The sequence below is a fragment of the Pedobacter sp. SYSU D00535 genome (genome assembly GCF_017355855.1).
In the GTDB taxonomy this organism is placed as follows: Bacteria; Bacteroidota; Bacteroidia; order Sphingobacteriales; family Sphingobacteriaceae; genus Desertivirga.
Genome location: NZ_JAFEWD010000002.1, coordinates 164,335 through 181,363, shown reverse-complemented (window position 1 = coordinate 181,363; position 17,029 = coordinate 164,335). Strand labels below are relative to the sequence as shown.

At 47.4% G+C, this 17,029-nt stretch carries 14 protein-coding genes; 5 read left to right on the top strand and 9 right to left on the bottom strand.

Translation table 11 applies throughout. The annotated features are described in order from the left end of the window. Positions 1–6: 6 nt before the first annotated feature. The 4 genes from J4N23_RS05140 to J4N23_RS05125 form a co-directional block, all read right to left on the bottom strand. A complete protein-coding gene (locus tag J4N23_RS05140) occupies positions 7–468 on the bottom strand; it encodes a DUF983 domain-containing protein (protein WP_207425953.1) in 462 nt (153 codons plus the stop codon). Between the two features lie 4 nt (positions 469–472). After that, positions 473–1,345 carry an AraC family transcriptional regulator gene (locus J4N23_RS05135; protein ID WP_207425952.1) on the bottom strand — a complete coding sequence of 291 codons (873 nt, stop codon included), beginning with the start codon at positions 1,343–1,345 and terminating at the stop codon, positions 473–475. Positions 1,346–1,511: 166 nt separating this feature from the next. Continuing rightward, the gene (locus tag J4N23_RS05130) at positions 1,512–2,324 is read right to left on the bottom strand and encodes an HAEPLYID family protein (RefSeq protein ID WP_207425951.1); all 813 of its coding nucleotides are present in this window, start codon (positions 2,322–2,324) and stop codon (positions 1,512–1,514) included. 77 nt (positions 2,325–2,401) lie between these two features. Then, the gene (locus J4N23_RS05125) at positions 2,402–2,938 is read right to left on the bottom strand and encodes a hypothetical protein (protein ID WP_207425950.1); all 537 of its coding nucleotides are present in this window, start codon (positions 2,936–2,938) and stop codon (positions 2,402–2,404) included. 42 nt (positions 2,939–2,980) lie between these two features. Here J4N23_RS05125 and J4N23_RS05120 point away from each other — a divergent pair, with 42 nt between their 5' ends. After that, positions 2,981–4,192, top strand: a complete 1,212-nt coding sequence (locus tag J4N23_RS05120) for an MFS transporter (RefSeq protein WP_207425949.1) — start codon at positions 2,981–2,983, stop codon at positions 4,190–4,192. A gap of 63 nt (positions 4,193–4,255) precedes the next feature. On the opposite strand, the gene J4N23_RS05115 is transcribed toward J4N23_RS05120, so the two are convergent. Beyond that, a complete protein-coding gene (locus tag J4N23_RS05115) occupies positions 4,256–10,873 on the bottom strand; it encodes an alpha-2-macroglobulin family protein (RefSeq protein ID WP_207425948.1) in 6,618 nt (2,205 codons plus the stop codon). 291 nt (positions 10,874–11,164) lie between these two features. Between J4N23_RS05115 and J4N23_RS05110 the strand changes: the two genes are divergently transcribed. Then, positions 11,165–11,581: a DoxX family protein gene (locus J4N23_RS05110; RefSeq protein WP_207425947.1), complete on the top strand. Its 417-nt coding sequence runs from the start codon at positions 11,165–11,167 to the stop codon at positions 11,579–11,581. A gap of 91 nt (positions 11,582–11,672) precedes the next feature. Here J4N23_RS05110 and J4N23_RS05105 read toward each other — a convergent pair whose 3' ends face one another. From J4N23_RS05105 to J4N23_RS05095, 3 genes are all read right to left on the bottom strand, one after another. Further along, the gene (locus J4N23_RS05105) at positions 11,673–11,978 is read right to left on the bottom strand and encodes a chemotaxis protein CheB (RefSeq protein ID WP_207425946.1); all 306 of its coding nucleotides are present in this window, start codon (positions 11,976–11,978) and stop codon (positions 11,673–11,675) included. Continuing rightward, entirely contained in the window at positions 11,965–13,569 is a 1,605-nt protein-coding gene (locus J4N23_RS05100) for a PAS domain S-box protein (protein ID WP_207425945.1), read from the bottom strand. The genes J4N23_RS05105 and J4N23_RS05100 overlap by 14 nt, the downstream gene beginning before the upstream one ends. An 81-nt stretch (positions 13,570–13,650) precedes the next feature. Continuing rightward, complete coding sequence (locus J4N23_RS05095) at positions 13,651–13,797, bottom strand: hypothetical protein (protein WP_207425944.1); 147 nt, start codon at positions 13,795–13,797, stop codon at positions 13,651–13,653. Between the two features lie 244 nt (positions 13,798–14,041). Between J4N23_RS05095 and J4N23_RS05090 the strand changes: the two genes are divergently transcribed. The 3 genes from J4N23_RS05090 to J4N23_RS05080 all read left to right on the top strand — a co-directional run bounded on the left by J4N23_RS05090 (position 14,042) and on the right by J4N23_RS05080 (position 16,316). After that, positions 14,042–14,338: a hypothetical protein gene (locus J4N23_RS05090; protein WP_207425943.1), complete on the top strand. Its 297-nt coding sequence runs from the start codon at positions 14,042–14,044 to the stop codon at positions 14,336–14,338. A 17-nt stretch (positions 14,339–14,355) separates the two neighbouring features. Continuing rightward, the gene (locus J4N23_RS05085) at positions 14,356–15,000 is read left to right on the top strand and encodes a response regulator transcription factor (RefSeq protein ID WP_207425942.1); all 645 of its coding nucleotides are present in this window, start codon (positions 14,356–14,358) and stop codon (positions 14,998–15,000) included. Between the two features lie 548 nt (positions 15,001–15,548). Next, the gene (locus J4N23_RS05080; protein ID WP_207425941.1) at positions 15,549–16,316 is read left to right on the top strand and encodes an SGNH/GDSL hydrolase family protein; all 768 of its coding nucleotides are present in this window, start codon (positions 15,549–15,551) and stop codon (positions 16,314–16,316) included. Positions 16,317–16,369: 53 nt separating this feature from the next. Here J4N23_RS05080 and J4N23_RS05075 read toward each other — a convergent pair whose 3' ends face one another. Continuing rightward, the gene (locus J4N23_RS05075; RefSeq protein ID WP_207425940.1) at positions 16,370–16,888 is read right to left on the bottom strand and encodes a DinB family protein; all 519 of its coding nucleotides are present in this window, start codon (positions 16,886–16,888) and stop codon (positions 16,370–16,372) included. Positions 16,889–17,029 lie beyond the last annotated feature (141 nt).

Sequence of the window (17,029 nt, the reverse complement as noted above, 5' to 3'; positions counted from 1 at the left end):
CTCTGATCAGTTACTTAGACGATTAGGGTTGTCTTTGCTCATTTCCCGATCATAATGCAAACCTGGTGTCAGCCAATAGAGCAGTATCACCCTTGAAAAGCGATAGTTGAAGGGGGAAAGAATAAAAACTGCCGGAAAAATAACGGCCAGATATAAAACCGGGTCCTCCAGGTTATTGGTAATAAGATAGATGGCAACTGCCAGGATGATCATTTGCGCTACGTTCATCGCATAGCTGACAAACATCGCTACATAGAAGTAGCCAGGTTCTCTTTCGAACTTCAAATGGCAGTGAGGGCAATGCACATGCATCTTTTGAAGTTTGAAACCGTACATGGAACCCTCAAACATATCCCCTCTTCTGCAACGCGGGCATTTTGCCTGTAGGGCGGCCGCAAACTGAGAGGGCACCGGATTGTCTTTATTGCTATTTTTCAAGGCTTCTTTATCAATTTTTAATGTGTCCATACTATTACTTCTTAAACGTTTTTCTAAACTCTTCGGGTGTCACGCCCACGTATTTCTTAAAGAATTTGGTAAAATAGGAGTTATCGTTAAAATTCAACTGGTAGGAGATCTCTGTTACCGATAAATCAAGATTCACCAACAGCCGCTTGGCCTCGAGCACTATCCGGTTACGAATCACTTCGCCCGCAGATAGTCCCAGTAAATCATTGCAGAGGGCATTCAAATGATTGGGAGTGATATACAGCAGTTCAGCGTAATCCTTTGGCAGACGCAAATTTTCATAGTTGCGCTCAATCAGTTGCTGGAAATTGCGCAGCAAGGTATAGTTGTAGGAAGAAAGATACTTCTCCGACTTCTCTACCAGCAAGTCGGATATCACCATAAACATTCTCAGGAGCAGAACCCGACCGTGATCGTCACTGAACTTTGTCGACTGCGTCGTTATATTTAACAGTTCCTCAAATAGATCTGCGACGGCCTTACATGCCCCGGCAGGCAGGTCCAGTACAGAATCCTTCACTACGCTATTAAAGAAGCTGAATTTCTGAAGGTAATCGGTGTGCAATAAAAAAGATTGGAAATAGGTAGCAGAGAAGTTGACTACAAATCCGTCCACTGGCCCTTTAAAACTCCAGCTATGCACTTGTCCAGGAACCATAAAATAGATTTGTCCGGGCTTTACTTCAAACTGTTCAAAGTCGATGGAATGACTACCACTCCCTTCCGTGAACAGTACAATATGATAGAAGCTGTGACGGTGCGGATAGTGCAGGTGCTGATGCGATCGGGAATAAGATCCGAACCTGCCGACGATGAGCTCTTCCTTGCGAAGTGAAGAAAGACTGCTGATGTCATAGATCGGGATCTCCTGTTTCATGGTTCAAAGTTATTGATTCCTGGGCATCGGCAATGGTAGTGGTTACTCCAGATATGGTACTAATCAACGATTCGCCTTTTTTCTACCGGAATTATCCTCCAATTTGGTATGCAAAACAGATTGCCTTCCGAAAAAGGCAATCTGGTACATCGTATTACAGGTTCCTTCAATGTTTGTGCCCAGGTTCCCAGATAAGTCTCATAAAACTACTTAAACGTTCATGATTCGATTTTATCGGGATGCCGGTAACGATTCCTATAAGAAGATTATCAGCAATGCTAACGCGCAGTTGAGGGCGGGCCACGAATCCGAACTCTTTCTGACCCAAGCTCTTGTTCAACTCAAGTCCCACGAAATTCCTACTTTCAGGTACCATGTAATGAAAACTAGTGTTGGCTTCGTACTCCAGGTGCCAGCTATTTTTAGCGAAAGAGCGTTCCATTTTTGGTCCGGTGTACAACAAGCTATGGAAATTGCCCCCTAGCCTTTTTGCTGCTACCAGAAAGGGGTTGAAAACGTTTCCAGTGACCAGGGCCGAATGGCTCCAGCGATTAAGATCAGCTAAGGTGAGCTCATTAATATATCCTAGCGCGAAACTGGAACGATGTTTTTCTGAAACCAAAAAGGTCCATTGAATGGCAGTTTTTAAACTTTCAAGCCTTGTTGCCGGCCTGCTGCCCATGTTCTCCCTGCCATTGATAGAAAAAACAGTAAAGGGCAGTTCAATCTCGAGCCCTAGGCGGTCGGCGGGAGCAAACTCGTACTCCACCAGTGCTTCATAACTGTCGTACGTTTTGTTGTCCGTAAGACCGAAACCGAAATTCCACTCCTTCTCGCCCTTTGTGGCGCCAAGGTCGCGTATCAGGTCGATATACAAGGGCTCTGCATGTTCAATTTTTATTTTTTTCTCAGTCTCCTGTCCCGCAACAATCAGGGGAAACAGGGAAAGTAAATAGACAATAATCCTAATTTTTTTCATTTTTTAAAAAAGTATAGTAGTGCCAGTCCCATGAAGAGATGGCATTAGCGATATCAATAATTATTCGGGAGTTTTAGTTAGAATAAAAGCTTTTCGGGTGGTGGATAAGGGATATCTAAGGAAATTTTGGGGATACGTATATTACCACTAGGTAGGGTCAGACCTTCCAATTCCGTTTCGTAGCTGCATAGCACAAGGGAATAATTCTGCAGCAAGGCACTATCAAGTTTCTTAAGCAGTGAATTGTTTTCCTGATCGTCGTTCTCCCCCACCGCGTCGGTATGGTCAAGCAGGAGTTCTGCTACGAACTCATAAAGCGTCTCGATATCATTTTTAGATAAATCTTCTTTGTATGATCCATCTTGCAACACCATCGTGTATCGAGTGTCGGGAGAATCAGTACTGGAGTTGAAAATCAAAAGAGCAAGGAAGATGCTGAGAAAGGAGCTCAACCACTGCTTTAGTCCAGATAATTTTCCTTTTCCCTGCATGGGCCAAATATAGGACTTTTGAGTGAGGGCAGTACCCGTACGGCAGCGGCTTTTTGTTGCAGAGGAAACTTTCCGGCAACCAGCCGCTTCAGCTTTGCCAGTTTTTTTTAGTTTTACCGTCATAATCTTTACATCCATCTCGTACTACTCTTCTTCCGGTAACTAATGAAGACATTGCTGCAACTCTATCTCAACTCCTATAAAGGACTGTCAAAATCCGCCTGGATGCTGGCTACTATCATGCTCATCAACCGAAGCGGGGCGATGGTGATTCCATTTCTTGGAGTCTACATGACGCAGGACCTGGGCTTCAGCATCAAAGCCACCGGAACTGTTTTAAGCTGCTTTGGAATTGGAGCGGTAACGGGCTCCTGGCTGGGAGGCTGGCTGAGCGACCGTATGGGACACTTCCCTATTCAGTTATCCTGTCTTCTGCTATGTATTCCTGTTTTCTGTGTGCTTCCGGGACTAACCAATCCGGTAAGCCTTGCCGTCGGCGTGTTTATCCTGAGTTTGATTACAGAAACCTTCCGCCCGGCCAACTCGGTATCCATTGCTTCCTATACCTCGCCGGAAAATATCACCAAAGCGTTTTCTCTCAACAGGATGGCGATGAACCTTGGCTTTTCTATCGGACCAGCACTGGGTGGATTCCTGGCAGCGTATTCGTACCATCTATTGTTCTATGGTAATGCGCTGAGCTCAGGCCTGGCAGGTTTGGTATTCTATCTTTACTTCCGCGATCGAAAAGCCAGCAGACGGGCGAAAAACGCTTCCGGGAGTTCAGGCAGCTCGAAGGCCCGCTCTCCCTGGCGTGATGGTCAGTTCATTTTCTTCAGCTTCTTATGCTGCCTGTACAGTATCTGCTTTTTTCAGCTACTTAGCACACTGCCCCTGTTCTATCGGGAGGCCCACGCCCTAAGTGAGCAAAGTATCGGGCTTATTCTGGCCTTTAGCGGCCTGGTCGTTTTTTCGCTTGAAATGGTGCTGGTACATTTGGCGGAGAGAAGGTTAAGCACCACTTCCGTAATCGTTCTGGGCACCCTGCTTTGCGGACTATCTTTCCTGATGCTCCTCTTACCCGGGAAATACCTGGTACTTTATACCTCTATTTTCGTACTCTGTGTCTCCGAAATCCTTGCCATGCCCTTTATGGCTACGGTGACCTTGCAAAGAGCCGCAAAAGAAACACAGGGCGCCTACATGGGAATGAACTCCCTTGCCTTTTCCGCAGCCCATGTTGTCTCCCCTTTCCTTGGGACAAGGATAGCTGACAATTTCGGCTTCGGCACACTTTGGTGGTCTACCGGAGTAGCCAGTTTTGTCACAGCCCTGGGCTTCTGGTGGATAATCAGAAGGATGAAAGAAAGGGGCTAAAAAGACGCTCCGGCAAGGCTTTTGAATTCCCCGCAAGGGCTGCAGCCCATTCTTATGTGTACCCTATCTGATCTCCATCCTCCTCCCTGCGGAGTGTGCGTTAAATTCAGGTGCATACAGACACTGGATCGAGCTTATGCCGGTAGAATAGTTACCTGGCTGGACTACCCGCAGCTCGTATTCAAACACATAACTTCCCTTGGGGAGATAATTAATAAAGAAGTTGGTCGCCACGTCTTTCGTCACCTGATAATAGTAGAAACGCTCCTGATATTTATAGCCTGACAGCACGTCCACCGGCTCCGTTCCCGAGGGACGCATATCTTTCAGGTGCACATACTCATAATCGCGATCGGCATTCAGATACACTACTACTTTGAGGACATCCCCGTTCTTAGGAATATTGGTACCATCAACCGCTATCAGCTCAGGTCCTGCATCCGTTTGTCTGCGGATGAAGTATTTCCGCTCGAGCTTCAGCTCCGTTTCAGCAGAGCTGATCTTATCCAGCTGCTCCAGATACTGCCAATGCAAGGCTCCCCAGTTTAGCACTTTTCCTGTATTTTGAATCTGAACATCGCCCATGCCCTTGCTGATCTGCCCCTCTGTCCAAACCGTTTTTAAATAACCCGTGCCAGGCTCTGATTTCAGCTCGGGCTTGATAGCGTTCAATGACTTTCCACCCAACTGTATTCGTGCAGTTGCTTCAGATTCCACCCAATTGCCGCCGCGAAGCAATAGCGCAAAACAAGCCATCGCAGTAGCCTTTGTTGTCCTCCAATTGCTGGTTTGCTTATTTCGGAGCAGCCAGATTTTCATCTCCTCCAGAGCTTTCGCATCGGTTGCGACTTCAGAAAATAGTTCGATCAGTAGTGCCTGGGTTTCAATTGGCGACTGGTACCAATAGTACCCCAGCCGGTTTTTTGCCCAGTACATGCCCAGTTCCTCTGACTGCTGAGCAGTCTCCTTCAGAGAGGCAATAATTGATTTAGCTGGCAAAGGAAAGTTATGGCGATGGAGGACGAAGGCCGCAAGGCCCTGCTCATACACGCTACTGAGCTTCCAGCTGCTTGTAAGCTTTGGAAGAAAATAGTTCAGGGCTGATTTCAAGGCTGCCGACTGCTGCCGGCCGGGGAAATAACTACGGACATACATCGCGTGAAGGGTTAAGGTGGATACCTCTTTCAGCTGGGTACGGTGTTTCTGTTCGTACTTAAGGGCTTCCCTGTAATCTTCAATCAGCTCCTGCTCTACAAATTTCAATGCATTCTCCGTCACATCCAAAAGGCGTCCTTCCAAATTAACCGCCTTTACCCGTTGTAACTGTCCCATTCCGCCAAGGATATGTTGCGTAATATACCGGTCGGAGTAGTTGCCGCCAGCAAACCAGGGGAAACCGCCGTCCGGCCGCTGCATCTTCTGCAATTTTTCCAGGTTTAGCTGCATTTCATCCCGCATCTTATTCAAATCAAACAGCAAGGCGAGCCGCTTTTTCTGTTCACTCTCATCCATCGCTTCCCGCAACCAGGGCGTTTCCTCAATCAACAGCGCCTTCAGTTCCTGATTTTTCTCTAAGTTAGACCATAAAGAGTAGCTGTTCAGGCCTTTCCATTGTTCAAACACCGTCTTGATCTTAGGCAAACGGGTTACGATCGAACTGGCCAGGCTATTAGCAAAGTAACGGCTGAAGGTTTGCTCCGAACACTCGTATGGAAACTCCATCAGGTAGGGCAAGGCTTGTACTGCATACCAGACCGGATTTTGCGTATACTCCAGCGTCAGGGTTTTATGTCGCAGCGTTGTGCTCCTGTTATTTAAAAGCTTTTCAAAGCTAAAGTTCTTGTTTTGTCCGGCCCTTACCAGCATGGGCATCGACTCCATTACCAGCATGGAATTGGGCAATACAGGGATGGTGTTTTCCTCTCCGTCGGTAAAATCTCCCCCATCGGCAGTAAGCCGGTACGTGATCGCATCAAGACTGGATGGAACAATGAGTCTGAATGATACCGCCTTGTTCTGCCCGCTTTCCAACTGGAAAGCCTGTTCCGCCTGTGCAGGATCGGCTAGCAACATGACCTGCTGCATATTCAGGGCATTAAAAAGCTGAAGCCGGACCTGGCCACTCAGGGGAGCCTCAGTCAAATTAGCAATTCGGGCCGACAGCAGGATCGTATCTCCCTCCCGTAAAAAACGGGGAGTGTTGGCCGAGATCATCAGGCTCTTTTGAGTGATCACTTCGCTTTCAATAATTCCGGTTTGCAGGCCTTTGGTATGAGCGAAGCCTTTGAAGTGCCACCGGGTCAGCGTTTCAGGTATAGTAAATTCAATCCGGATTTCCCCTTTTTCATTCGTCCGCAACTGCGGATAAAAGAAAGCAGTTTCCTGGAAGTTACGTCGTAGGCTGATTTCCTTTGGTTTAACCAGAGGTACCGGTCCGGCAAAGTCGTAAACAGCGTTATCCTCGGCGACAACAGTACTGGTACCGCGGATCCTTAGCTCCCTGGCTGCTCCCGGAACGACGCTCTGCAGGGCTTCGGGTACAGTTGCAACACTTACCGAACCAAGCACTTCCTTCCGCTTTTGCGTACCATAGCCTGTTATCACCACTTCCTCTAATGCCGCTCCATCTTCCTTTAACTGAACCGTCATCGGTTGCGAAGTTGCCGGCATTTCGAGGCTCTTGAATCCTATATATGCAAAAATCAAGACGGCATGTTTAGGTACTTTGATCCGGAAGGCGCCTTTGGAATCGGTGCTTGTTCCAATTGATTTTCCCTTTAGTCTGACGGACACACCCACCAGCGGTCTGCCCTGTTTGTCAGTTACACGTCCGACGGCATCAAATCCATCTTTTACAAGGGCTGCATTTTTCCTGTATTCCTCTTTCAGCCTTTGATCGGCAGCCAGGATCCGGGACTTTTCTTCCAGTCGCCGGAGGTAGTCATGATAGCCCGGATTATAGCCACCAAAATAACTGTAGCCCAGCAAGTCGAGCGCTTCATAGGCTCGCGTCCGGATTTGGATGTTGTTATAATAATAATTAAATGGGGCACTATTGACGGCCTGGACAAAGTTCCAACTAGGCCACTGAAAATAAAGGGGAGCGAAGCTGTCTATACCCGAAGGCTTCACTTGCCAGGGATGAGGACTGACAATATTGTCTAGTGAAGCATCGTAAAGCGTGGCCACCATCTCTGCTACCTGCCGATCTTGTCCGCTTAGCTGCAGGGACCACTGCTCTTTTTGTCCTGGCTCCAGCTTATTGCGGAAGGTCTGGAAGCGAATGTTCAGATTCTTCTCCGGCTCCAAAATGCTGATGCGATGATAGCTGCTAAACATCCGGTTTTGGAACACGGTTAAGAACTGTACGGCAGGCTGCTTTGTCGTCAGTTCTACCGGAATCTGGATGAGCTGCTGCTTTCGTCCGATGCTAATCCATCTAGAGGATAATCGCTTGTCTCCATCGTAGGTTTCCATTAAAATTCTCGCCGGTGCCCCTAGTCCTACCATAAACTCGGCCGCCCTTCCCGTCACTACGCTGGTTTTTACAGGTGTTACCCAGTTTTGTAGTTTTACAGGTGCTGCCGGTTCAGCTACTAAACTCGTATGAAGTACTATAGAGCTCGTATCCCCCTTTGCATCCCGTGCGGCAATCTCTAGCCGGTAGCTTCCGGTCTTTTGTTTCTTCAGGAAGGACAGATCAAGGAAACTGCTTTTACCCGGGCTTAGCTTGATTTCCCTTTCGGCGATCAGGCGGTCGACGGGCCATTTCTTTTCATCCTGCTCGTCTTTATACGGCAGGAACGGAAACTGTTGCTGATACTCTTTTTTGCTAAGCAGTGGGCGGTCAGGAAAGGGCCAGAGCCGGTCTATCAATGGCCGATCAGGAGATTTCAATGCATACACCTTCATATGCAATACGCCCTCTAAATCCTGTCTGTTTAGATTCTCCAGCTTAACCGGGACAATAAAGACGTTGGTTTTCCTCGTCTCCAGACTCGGCGTGCTTTTTCCTTTGGTGGTGATGATAACGACACCATTGGCCGCCCTGGAACCATAAAGCGCTGCAGCTTCCACACCTTTAAGTACCTTCAGGTTACTAATATCATCGGGAGAAAGGTCGTTTATGTCCTCTACCGGAGTTCCATCGACCACATAAAGCGGAGCACCGCGTGTTCCCGTCCCTGCCGCTGTCCCTCCTGCAATTGAACCGTCGCCGGCGACCAACAGGGTCGGTAGCAGCACATTGATGATATGTACTTTTTCACCTATCGTAATCTGCTGCAGATTCGAGCGGGTTTCACCACTGAGATCCGTCGCGTCGGTCTTTAGCTCATACGTATAGACCAGGTCTTTCTGATTGCTTCTCTCGTCAGGAACAGCCTTAAATCTGATGTTGAATTCGCCCGCCAGGTTCGCGATCATGGTATCCGAAAGAATCTCGGTAGTTCTGTTAAAGAAACCGTTTCTAAAATCCTGAAAGGCCGAGCTTTTCCGAACAATACGGTAGGCGACTCTTGCCTGCGAAAGTCCATAACCCGAATAGGCCTTTACCCTGCCTTTTACCGTGATCGAGTCGTTGAGGCGGTAGCTTTCCTTTACAGGCTCCAACTCTACGGCGAAAGTAGGCCGCTTGTATTCTTCGACCCTAAACCAAAGTATTCCATCCTCAGTCCGAAGGCTCATTCTGCCATTTAAAATATTCTGCGGGATGATAAAACTCCCCTGGAAAGTTCCAAAATCGTTTGTCTTCACCTGTAGTTTAGCTAGTTCTTTGTCATTGGCGTCTTTAAGCATCACCTCCATTGCTTCTTCGCTCACAATCCGAGACCCCGCCTCAGACTGAACCACCTGCAGCCCTTTGAAATAAACGGTCTGCCCCGGCCGGTAGAGCTGCCGGTCCGTAAAAAAGAAGGTATGCTCCCTTTCGACTTCCTTATCCGCTCTGCTTCTTACGCCATAGAGATATTCCGAGTCGTCATAAAGTTCATCATCAGCGGTCTTTAGATGCACGGTAACCTGATTATTATTTTTGTTTACTGAGGAAAAGTGGATCAGCCCATTTTCATCACTTCGCCCCTCGCCGAGAGTCACATCTGCCCTCTTGCCCGAATGGTACTGTACGTATTTCATGATGACGTTCACTTTTGGCAGTGGCTCGCCGGTTTCCCGGTTCAATGTCCGCAGCTCGATAGTACCGGAGGGATTTACCCTGGAACTGTAGGCCAGATTGCTCACCTTGAACTCCAGCATATGAGAGAGGGAGTCATCAAGGGCTCCCGCCTCCCTGCCTAAAAACAGGTAACGCCCGGGGACCAGGGGATCCAGGGCCAGCTCAGTGCTATACCGTCTGTAATCATCCCACAGGGGAAGCTGCGCCTCTGCCGTTCTGAACACTTTTTGCTGCCGCAGATAACGCAGGAGCGCCTTAGAGGGGACAATACTCTCGTTTCCCCACCGGCCTGCATCGGCATTCAGCTTGCTTATTTCGTTAACCTGCTTGTCGGATAGCTTGTACAATTGATACTGCATCCTGCTCAAGTTTCTGGCGCGCAGCAGCACCAGCATCGGGCGATTCGGTATATTTATATTTTCAACCGAGAAGGACATCTCTTTCTGCTGAATTTCTTTTATCCGTTGGCCCGCGTTGTGTGCCGCATCGCTGCCTTTATAGCTACGTGCTTTTTCAAAATATTGCCTGGCTAGTTTTAAACTATCCTTCTGTTGATAGTACTGACCGATGTGGATCAATGCTTCAGCTGCAATCTTACTTTCGGGAAAACTCCCCCCGATGTTCTCGAGGCTCTGCAGATAGAGGGAATCTTTCAAGGGATTGACGGACTTCTGAAACAGGAAATTCAGGCGCTTCAGATCAACATCCACCAGGGCGTCGGGCTTGTTCTCCCGCAGCTGAAACCGGGTAAGATCCTGCAATAGCTGAATCCCCTGGTAGCTGGTAGAACTAGTATCAGCAGTCTGCACCTTTAGGTTTACGAATACCTCTGCAGGAGCAAAAAAATCAGCACTTGAGAGACTAAAGGGCTGCCTCGGCCTCAGCAAATCCGGTTCTTCTTCGAGAAAGAAATCGAGTGCCCGATGGGCGAGTAAATCATACAAGGTGGGGCGCAGGTAGCGGGTGCGGGAGTCACCTGCCAAGACACCTTGGAGGACACTCAGCGGAGTAACTCGTAACTGATCCGCATTAATTAGCGAGGCTTTATACAAGCTAGACACCTCCTTAATAATCGTCTTCAGATCCCAGCGGGTAAAATCAGGATCCGGCTTTTCGAGGACGGAACGGCTATTGAACTGATAGCGGTTTTGTTGATAATACCGCCAGAATACTTCTGCTAAAAGCGATTGCAAAACCGGCCTTACAGGATAACTACTTGTGGCGATATCAGCGCGTAACTGCCGAATGATCGTTTCTAAAGCCTGCTCTTCCAGGTAGGATAAAAAGTGCATTTTATAGATCGTCGCCTTAATTTGCTGGGGCACGTTCTTCTCCGCTCGTGCCAGCTTGTCGAAAGCCTCAATCTGAGCGAGCGCCGACTTCGGCAGTCCGGCCAGAGCCAGCGAATCTATTTTAGCGGTAATCTGCTCGTATTTGTCGGGAGACTGACCGAAACCCGACAGGGAAAAACAGAGGCTGAAGAGCAAGGTGATAAGGATCTTATTCATATTTGTAAGGCATGTCGTTGCTAATATTACCGGGGGATGCAGTTGCCGACTCAATTTCACATCTAAATAAAGATTTTTTTTTGGCGATTCAAGATTGCTCGTGAAGAAGCTTCCGGCAATGTCATTTTTATTTCGTAATACACCCTATAGTAGTCGTATTCAACCCTCACCGACCCGGGTAGCGCTGCGTAACTTTGAAATGTAAAATGAAGCAAGGCTAAAAAAGTCAGAGGTTTTCAGAAAGAAGCGAAACAATTAATTGAATAATCATAAAATCATCAACTAAACATCATGGCAACTCTAAGTTTAAGTTCACAAGCTGCCGGCATAACAAAAGGCCGGCTTTGGACATCCCGGATTATGGGCGGTATTGTTATCTTATTCATGCTTTTCGACAGCATTTTCAAGTTTTTCCCGAACGAAGAAATTGTAAGAGGTACAATGGACCTCGGCTATCAAAGTCATCACCTTCCTATCCTTGGGACGCTGGGACTTGTATCAATACTGCTTTACGCTTACAGAAGAACTGAATTAATCGGTGCGATTCTGCTAACCGGCTATTTTGGAGGGGCAGTAGCCACCCATGTGCGGCTGGATAACCCGCTATTCTCCCATGTTCTGTTTTCTGTTTACCTTGGAATACTTGCCTGGGGAGCGCTTTGGTTGAGAAATAATAAACTAAGAAGTCTGTTTAGCGGCAAGGAGTAGAATTTTTACAGGCATAGGTCTCATTCTGGCAGGTCTTCTCAAGTGGGTCCTGCCAGAATGCTTTTTCCTGATCAACTAAACTCTTTAAGCATTATTCATATCCGCCATTATTGGCGGAGGCCTTTGAGGTTAATGATCCAATCAGGTTTTTTATCCGGTCAATATGCAGCTGCAGTTCCTTTGCCTGCCTGTTTTTTTCCTGCTGCATGCTGGTATTACCCAGCTGTTCCTGATGATCGGCGGTGGTCAGCAACAAGTGTTTTCGTTCTCCAATTGCAGCACACACAACAAATACGGGAGCCTCCAGGTTGCCCGGCAATACAGACAAAAGTTCTCCAATAGCTTTAAGCCCCCCGGCGGAGGCTCCTACAACGATAATTGAATTAATTTGACTCATCTTGTGTGCTTGCAGGTTCTATATATTTTAGCTTAACAGAGACCTGCGTGCCAGAAGGGACATTGGCCTTGATAGCAATTTTGCCATCGTAAAGTTTTATGCGGTTTCGGATACTGCTTAAACCAGTGCCATTGGGCTTGCTTTTGCCGGTATTTTTCTTTACCCCTACCCCATTGTCGCTCACCTCTATAAAAATAGTATCACCTCTTCGATACACTTCGATCGATATTTTGTCGCAGCGCGCGTGTTTGATCGCGTTGTTCACCAGTTCCTGAGTGATACGGTAGATGTTTAGCTGGAGACTCGCGGGGATCGATTTTCCCAGATTAATATCGGTGCTGAAGGACAGATATTCACTAGCTAGCCTTCGGGTCATTTCTTCGACTGTTGGACGCAGTCCATAATCCAGCAACACTGCGGGCGTAAGCTCAAACGAGAGATCCCTTACATCCTTGATCGTCTGCTCAATTAAATCTGCCACTTGCTGAAAAGAAAGACCTTTTGCCTGCGAACGAAGGTGATCCAGGTTGAGTTTAGCGGCATATAGCATTTGAGCTACGCCATCATGCAAGGCATCGCTCATTCTTTTTTTCTCATTCTCCTCTGCTTCCAGCGCTGCGTTGAGCAGGGCCTTATCCTGTTCATCCTTCAGCCGTTGCGTTTCCTGTTCCCATAATTTCCTTTCGGTGACGTCTGTGAAGGTTGCTAAAAAGCTCCGTTGTTCTTCACCATCGACCAGGCGCCCGCGTGCCTGAATATGTTTAATATCTTCATCCTCATTGATGATACGAAACTCTGCCGCTAATGACCGCTGCCGTACTACTGCCACACGAAGGCTGTTTTCCAATTGTCTCCGATCGTCGGGATGTATTCTATGCATCAACCGGTCGAGAGGACCCGCAAAAAATTGCCCTTCCAATCCGAACAATCGACAGGAATACTCATCCAGGTAAAAACACCTAGTATCGAGATTTAGTTCACATATACCAGTGGCGGAGGCTTCAAGGGCCAGATCAAGCCGCTGCTTGGCTTGCCGCAACTCTTTTTCTGCCGCCTGCTTTTCTGTAATGTCAGTTAATGTTACATAGATCTGCCGATCGGGCTCATCCGCACCCACAGGAACTGCATGAAAAAGCCCCCAGAAACTTCCCGTTTCCCGTCTCAGCAACTGCAATTCGCAACTCTGTTCGGTCCCCCTTTTTGTAATGCTATTTAAAAACTGGTAGTAGCAGGATATATCTCCGGGGGAAACAAAAGCAGCAAGTGGTTTACCCCGCATCATGCTTTTATCGTTATTGAATAAGCGCAAGGCTGTCTGATTAATGTCCGTTACAAGGCCCTCGCGGCTAACTACAATATAGCCTACAGGGGCAGACTCGAAAAGATGAGAAAAGCGATCCTTCTGTTTCTGAATTTCAAGATTCGCAGCCATGAGCTCATCATTCTGCATTTCCAGTTCCACCTGATGCACCTGCAACTCATGGAAAATGCGATCGAATTCTACAGCACGGTTGGGGTCGTTAATATCGTATCTATCATTTAGCAACTTCTCCGCTTTCGCCCGCAATACTCCTAGTACCTTGCTCTTCATCAATTTAACTGTCTCTTTCTTCCATAACAAGCAGCACCATGATAAGTTCACCTGATTCCGCATCGCTGCAGGGATTTAACTTCACCTTATCTGTTTAGTGCTGATGGTCGGGAAGTCATGATCCAGCGGAAAAACCAGTTCCTTATTGCCGAGATCCCTGAAGGCTTTACCTCCCAAATTGTGAGGGTTGCATTGCTGATGCTCGTCGACCGTTGTTGTTGTTCCCATACTCCTGTCCTCTTTCCCCAAAATCCATCCGCTGGCAGCAAGTATTTTTACCCGTATTTATCCCGGGAAAAAAGGGGTATTTCAACGGTATTCGGGTTTAATCTCTTTAGCCAGTTTTGTCAGTACACTACCAAACAAACAGGAGGGAAGTGTTGATTGTCGGGAATGAGGAATAGCAGGCAACAGAGCCAATAGATCGTATACCGCTGCCGATGACAATTAACAACCAATTTAACGTTGACCTATGGATTCAAAGAAAAACAATTTTGTAGTTGTAACTTATAGTCACCTACCAAATACCGAATATCTCTGCGATTATGAGGGAGCAATAAGGGTAAAGGTATCCAAGCTCAGGGAGCAGGTGGCAGCCCACCTCAGCACCTCTCAGATTTACGCCCTGGCAGATAACTGTGTTTACCTTTTTGAAGATATTGGAAGCTCTATCTGCTCGGCTGCCGAATTAATGCCGGCTATCCAATGGTATAAAAAATACAGTAACGCCGACCGGATGAAAGTCTTCCTGCCCGGACAAAAACCATAACCTGTAAATAAAATCCTATGAAAAACTACGTATTAGCACTACCCGACCATCAAAGAAGAAAAGAAATCAGGGAAATTCTGGGATCGGATCCGAACCTTGATCTGTTGCAGGAAGGCGAAGACCTGAAAGACCTGGTATACATGCTCGAAAGCGGCCTAAGACCAGAGCTGGCTATCGTATTCCTTGCCTCTCAAATAGAATTGGAACTTGCATTGCTCAAGGCTATCACTTCCAAATTTCGGAACGTTAAGGTTCTCTGCTTTGGCGATACCTGTAACGATGCTGCCATTCAGAAAGCTTTCTCGGCAGGCATCCACGGATATCTGATGAAAGATGTAAGCAGGAGCGAATTGTTATTTGCCGCCCAGCATGTAATGGCGGGAAAGGAAGTACTTTGTTCCTCCCTCGCTGTCGCTTTAGTCAAAAAAGCATCCCAAGCACCGGTTGAGACACCCTCCCCGATCCTCACGAATTTGACAGCCCGCGAGCGTGAAGTACTGCTCATGATTGCCGAAGGTTATACGAATAAGGAAATCGCAGAGAAAACATTTACCAGCAAACGAACTGTAGAAGGACACCGCAGCAACTTATTGGAGAAGCTTGGAGCAAGGAACACGGCCCAACTCATCCGGTACGCATTTACTCAGCGCGTGCTGACATAGGCTGCCTCGTTGGGGCACCTGAATAAAAAGTCAGAATTACGCTTTCGCGGATGGATACCTTAAGATCTTATAGCTGTTCCGTGGGAGATAAGCGTTTTATGAATACTTTAATAAATCGTAATAAAGCAATTCTGTAGGCTTGTCCGGGATTTGAACGTACTCATCCACTTTTCCCTTTATGCCTTGGACGGGAGACACAGCGGCAGGTGAAGAATAAACAGCCACTGCTAAATTATAACTAGACTACCTCAAGGCCCCTGCAAAAGGGTAGTCGTAGAAAAATCAGATTAAGTAGAATTGCCTGAAACAAGCAGGTATTAATACGCGTTACTAATTTAGCTTATTAAATAAGAATCTGTTTAGCATTTGCCCGCGGGAAAGGTTCTCGTGGGCTTTTTATTTGAACTTCTTTTTAATCTCTTTCCCTCTCTGAACAGGCTCCAATCAAATATTTTTTACGGGAATACGTACGTCGATTTTGAAAAGCTGATTAATTCTGTTAGAATCGCTAATTGGCTTTAAAAGCATAAGATTAACTACGTAACACCATGAAGCACGAAGAGCACAACAGCCGAAGAGACTTTATTAAGAAGGCCTCCATAGGAGGTCTAGCAACGTTAAGTATTCCTGGCCTTGTCAGCAGTGCCCTTGCCGTCGAGAAAGCAAAGAGGGTACAGCTGAAGAAAAATGATATCATCCTGTTTCAGGGGGATTCGATCACCGACGCCGGACGGAAAAAGGATGATATGAAAGCGAACAGCGCCAGCGCTCTGGGCAGTGGCTATGCTTTTATGGCTGCCGCCGATCTGCTTCAGCAGTATCCGGACAAAACTTTATCTATTTTCAACAAGGGTATCAGCGGAAACAAAGTATATCAGCTGGCAGACCGCTGGGAAGCGGATGCCTTAGCGTTGAAGCCTACGGTACTCAGCATTCTTATTGGAGTGAACGACTTTTGGCATATGAAAAGGGGCAATTACGCCGGCACGCTGGAGAAATACCGGAACGACTACCGTGCTCTCCTCGACCGCAGCCGGCAACAAATTCCCGACTTGAAATTGATCATCGGAGAACCATTTGCTGTGGCAGGCATTAAAGCCGTAGACGAGACCTGGTTTCCTGCTTTCAACGACTATCGCAAAGCGGCACGGGAAGTTGCGGAGCAATACGGTGCGGCCTTTATCCCCTACCAAAGCGTTTTCGATAAAGCGCAACAGTTGGCGCCCGGGGAGTACTGGACGTATGACGGGGTTCATCCTACCATCGCTGGAAACCGCCTGATGGCGCAGGCCTGGTTAGAGACCGTAAAAGGATAAATCAAAGTGCTCTATCCATCAGAGTTATCCCTGACGGATAGGGTCAATAGATCCTATGGTTGTTCCCCAATTTTTCCCTGAGATTCTTCGTAAGTAGGGCCATATAAACCGGGAGCTTTATTTCCCGTAGCCCGGAGGTAAACAATCAGCTCACCGCGGTGGTGGTACAGATGATTGAAGAGAAAACCGCGGGCTACTGTACCACGTGGCATAGGGCCAAGCACTACCTGCTCTCCCACCTTCATGGTCCATTGGTCCTGTAATCTTTCTTCAGTTATTGATTTTAATGCAGCCCTGGCTTTTTCCACGTTCCGCTCAAAAAGATCAAGAGTTGCCTGGATGTCTTCCGGAGCTCCGCGTTCAAGGGAATCGGCAGCCATATCGTAAACGTCCATAGTTAAGGTACCGACATACCAATAATAGATGGTAGCGATGTGCTGCGCCAGTTCACCCATCGTCCATGAAATTTGAGAAGGTCTGTAGGCAAGGTCTTTTTCAGGTACCGCCTGCAATAGTTTGCGCGTACTACTTACTTCATGCTCAAATTCAGCTATTAACGATTGGAGTAGCATAACTTTTTTGATAAGTTAAACGATTCAAACGATGTTCGGTTTTCCATGGCCTGTAGGATAATGCGCGGAACAGGCGAGTGTCATCTCAACACTTGCTCAAAAATAAAAATCTGACCAGGGGCACTCAAATTCCTGACCAGC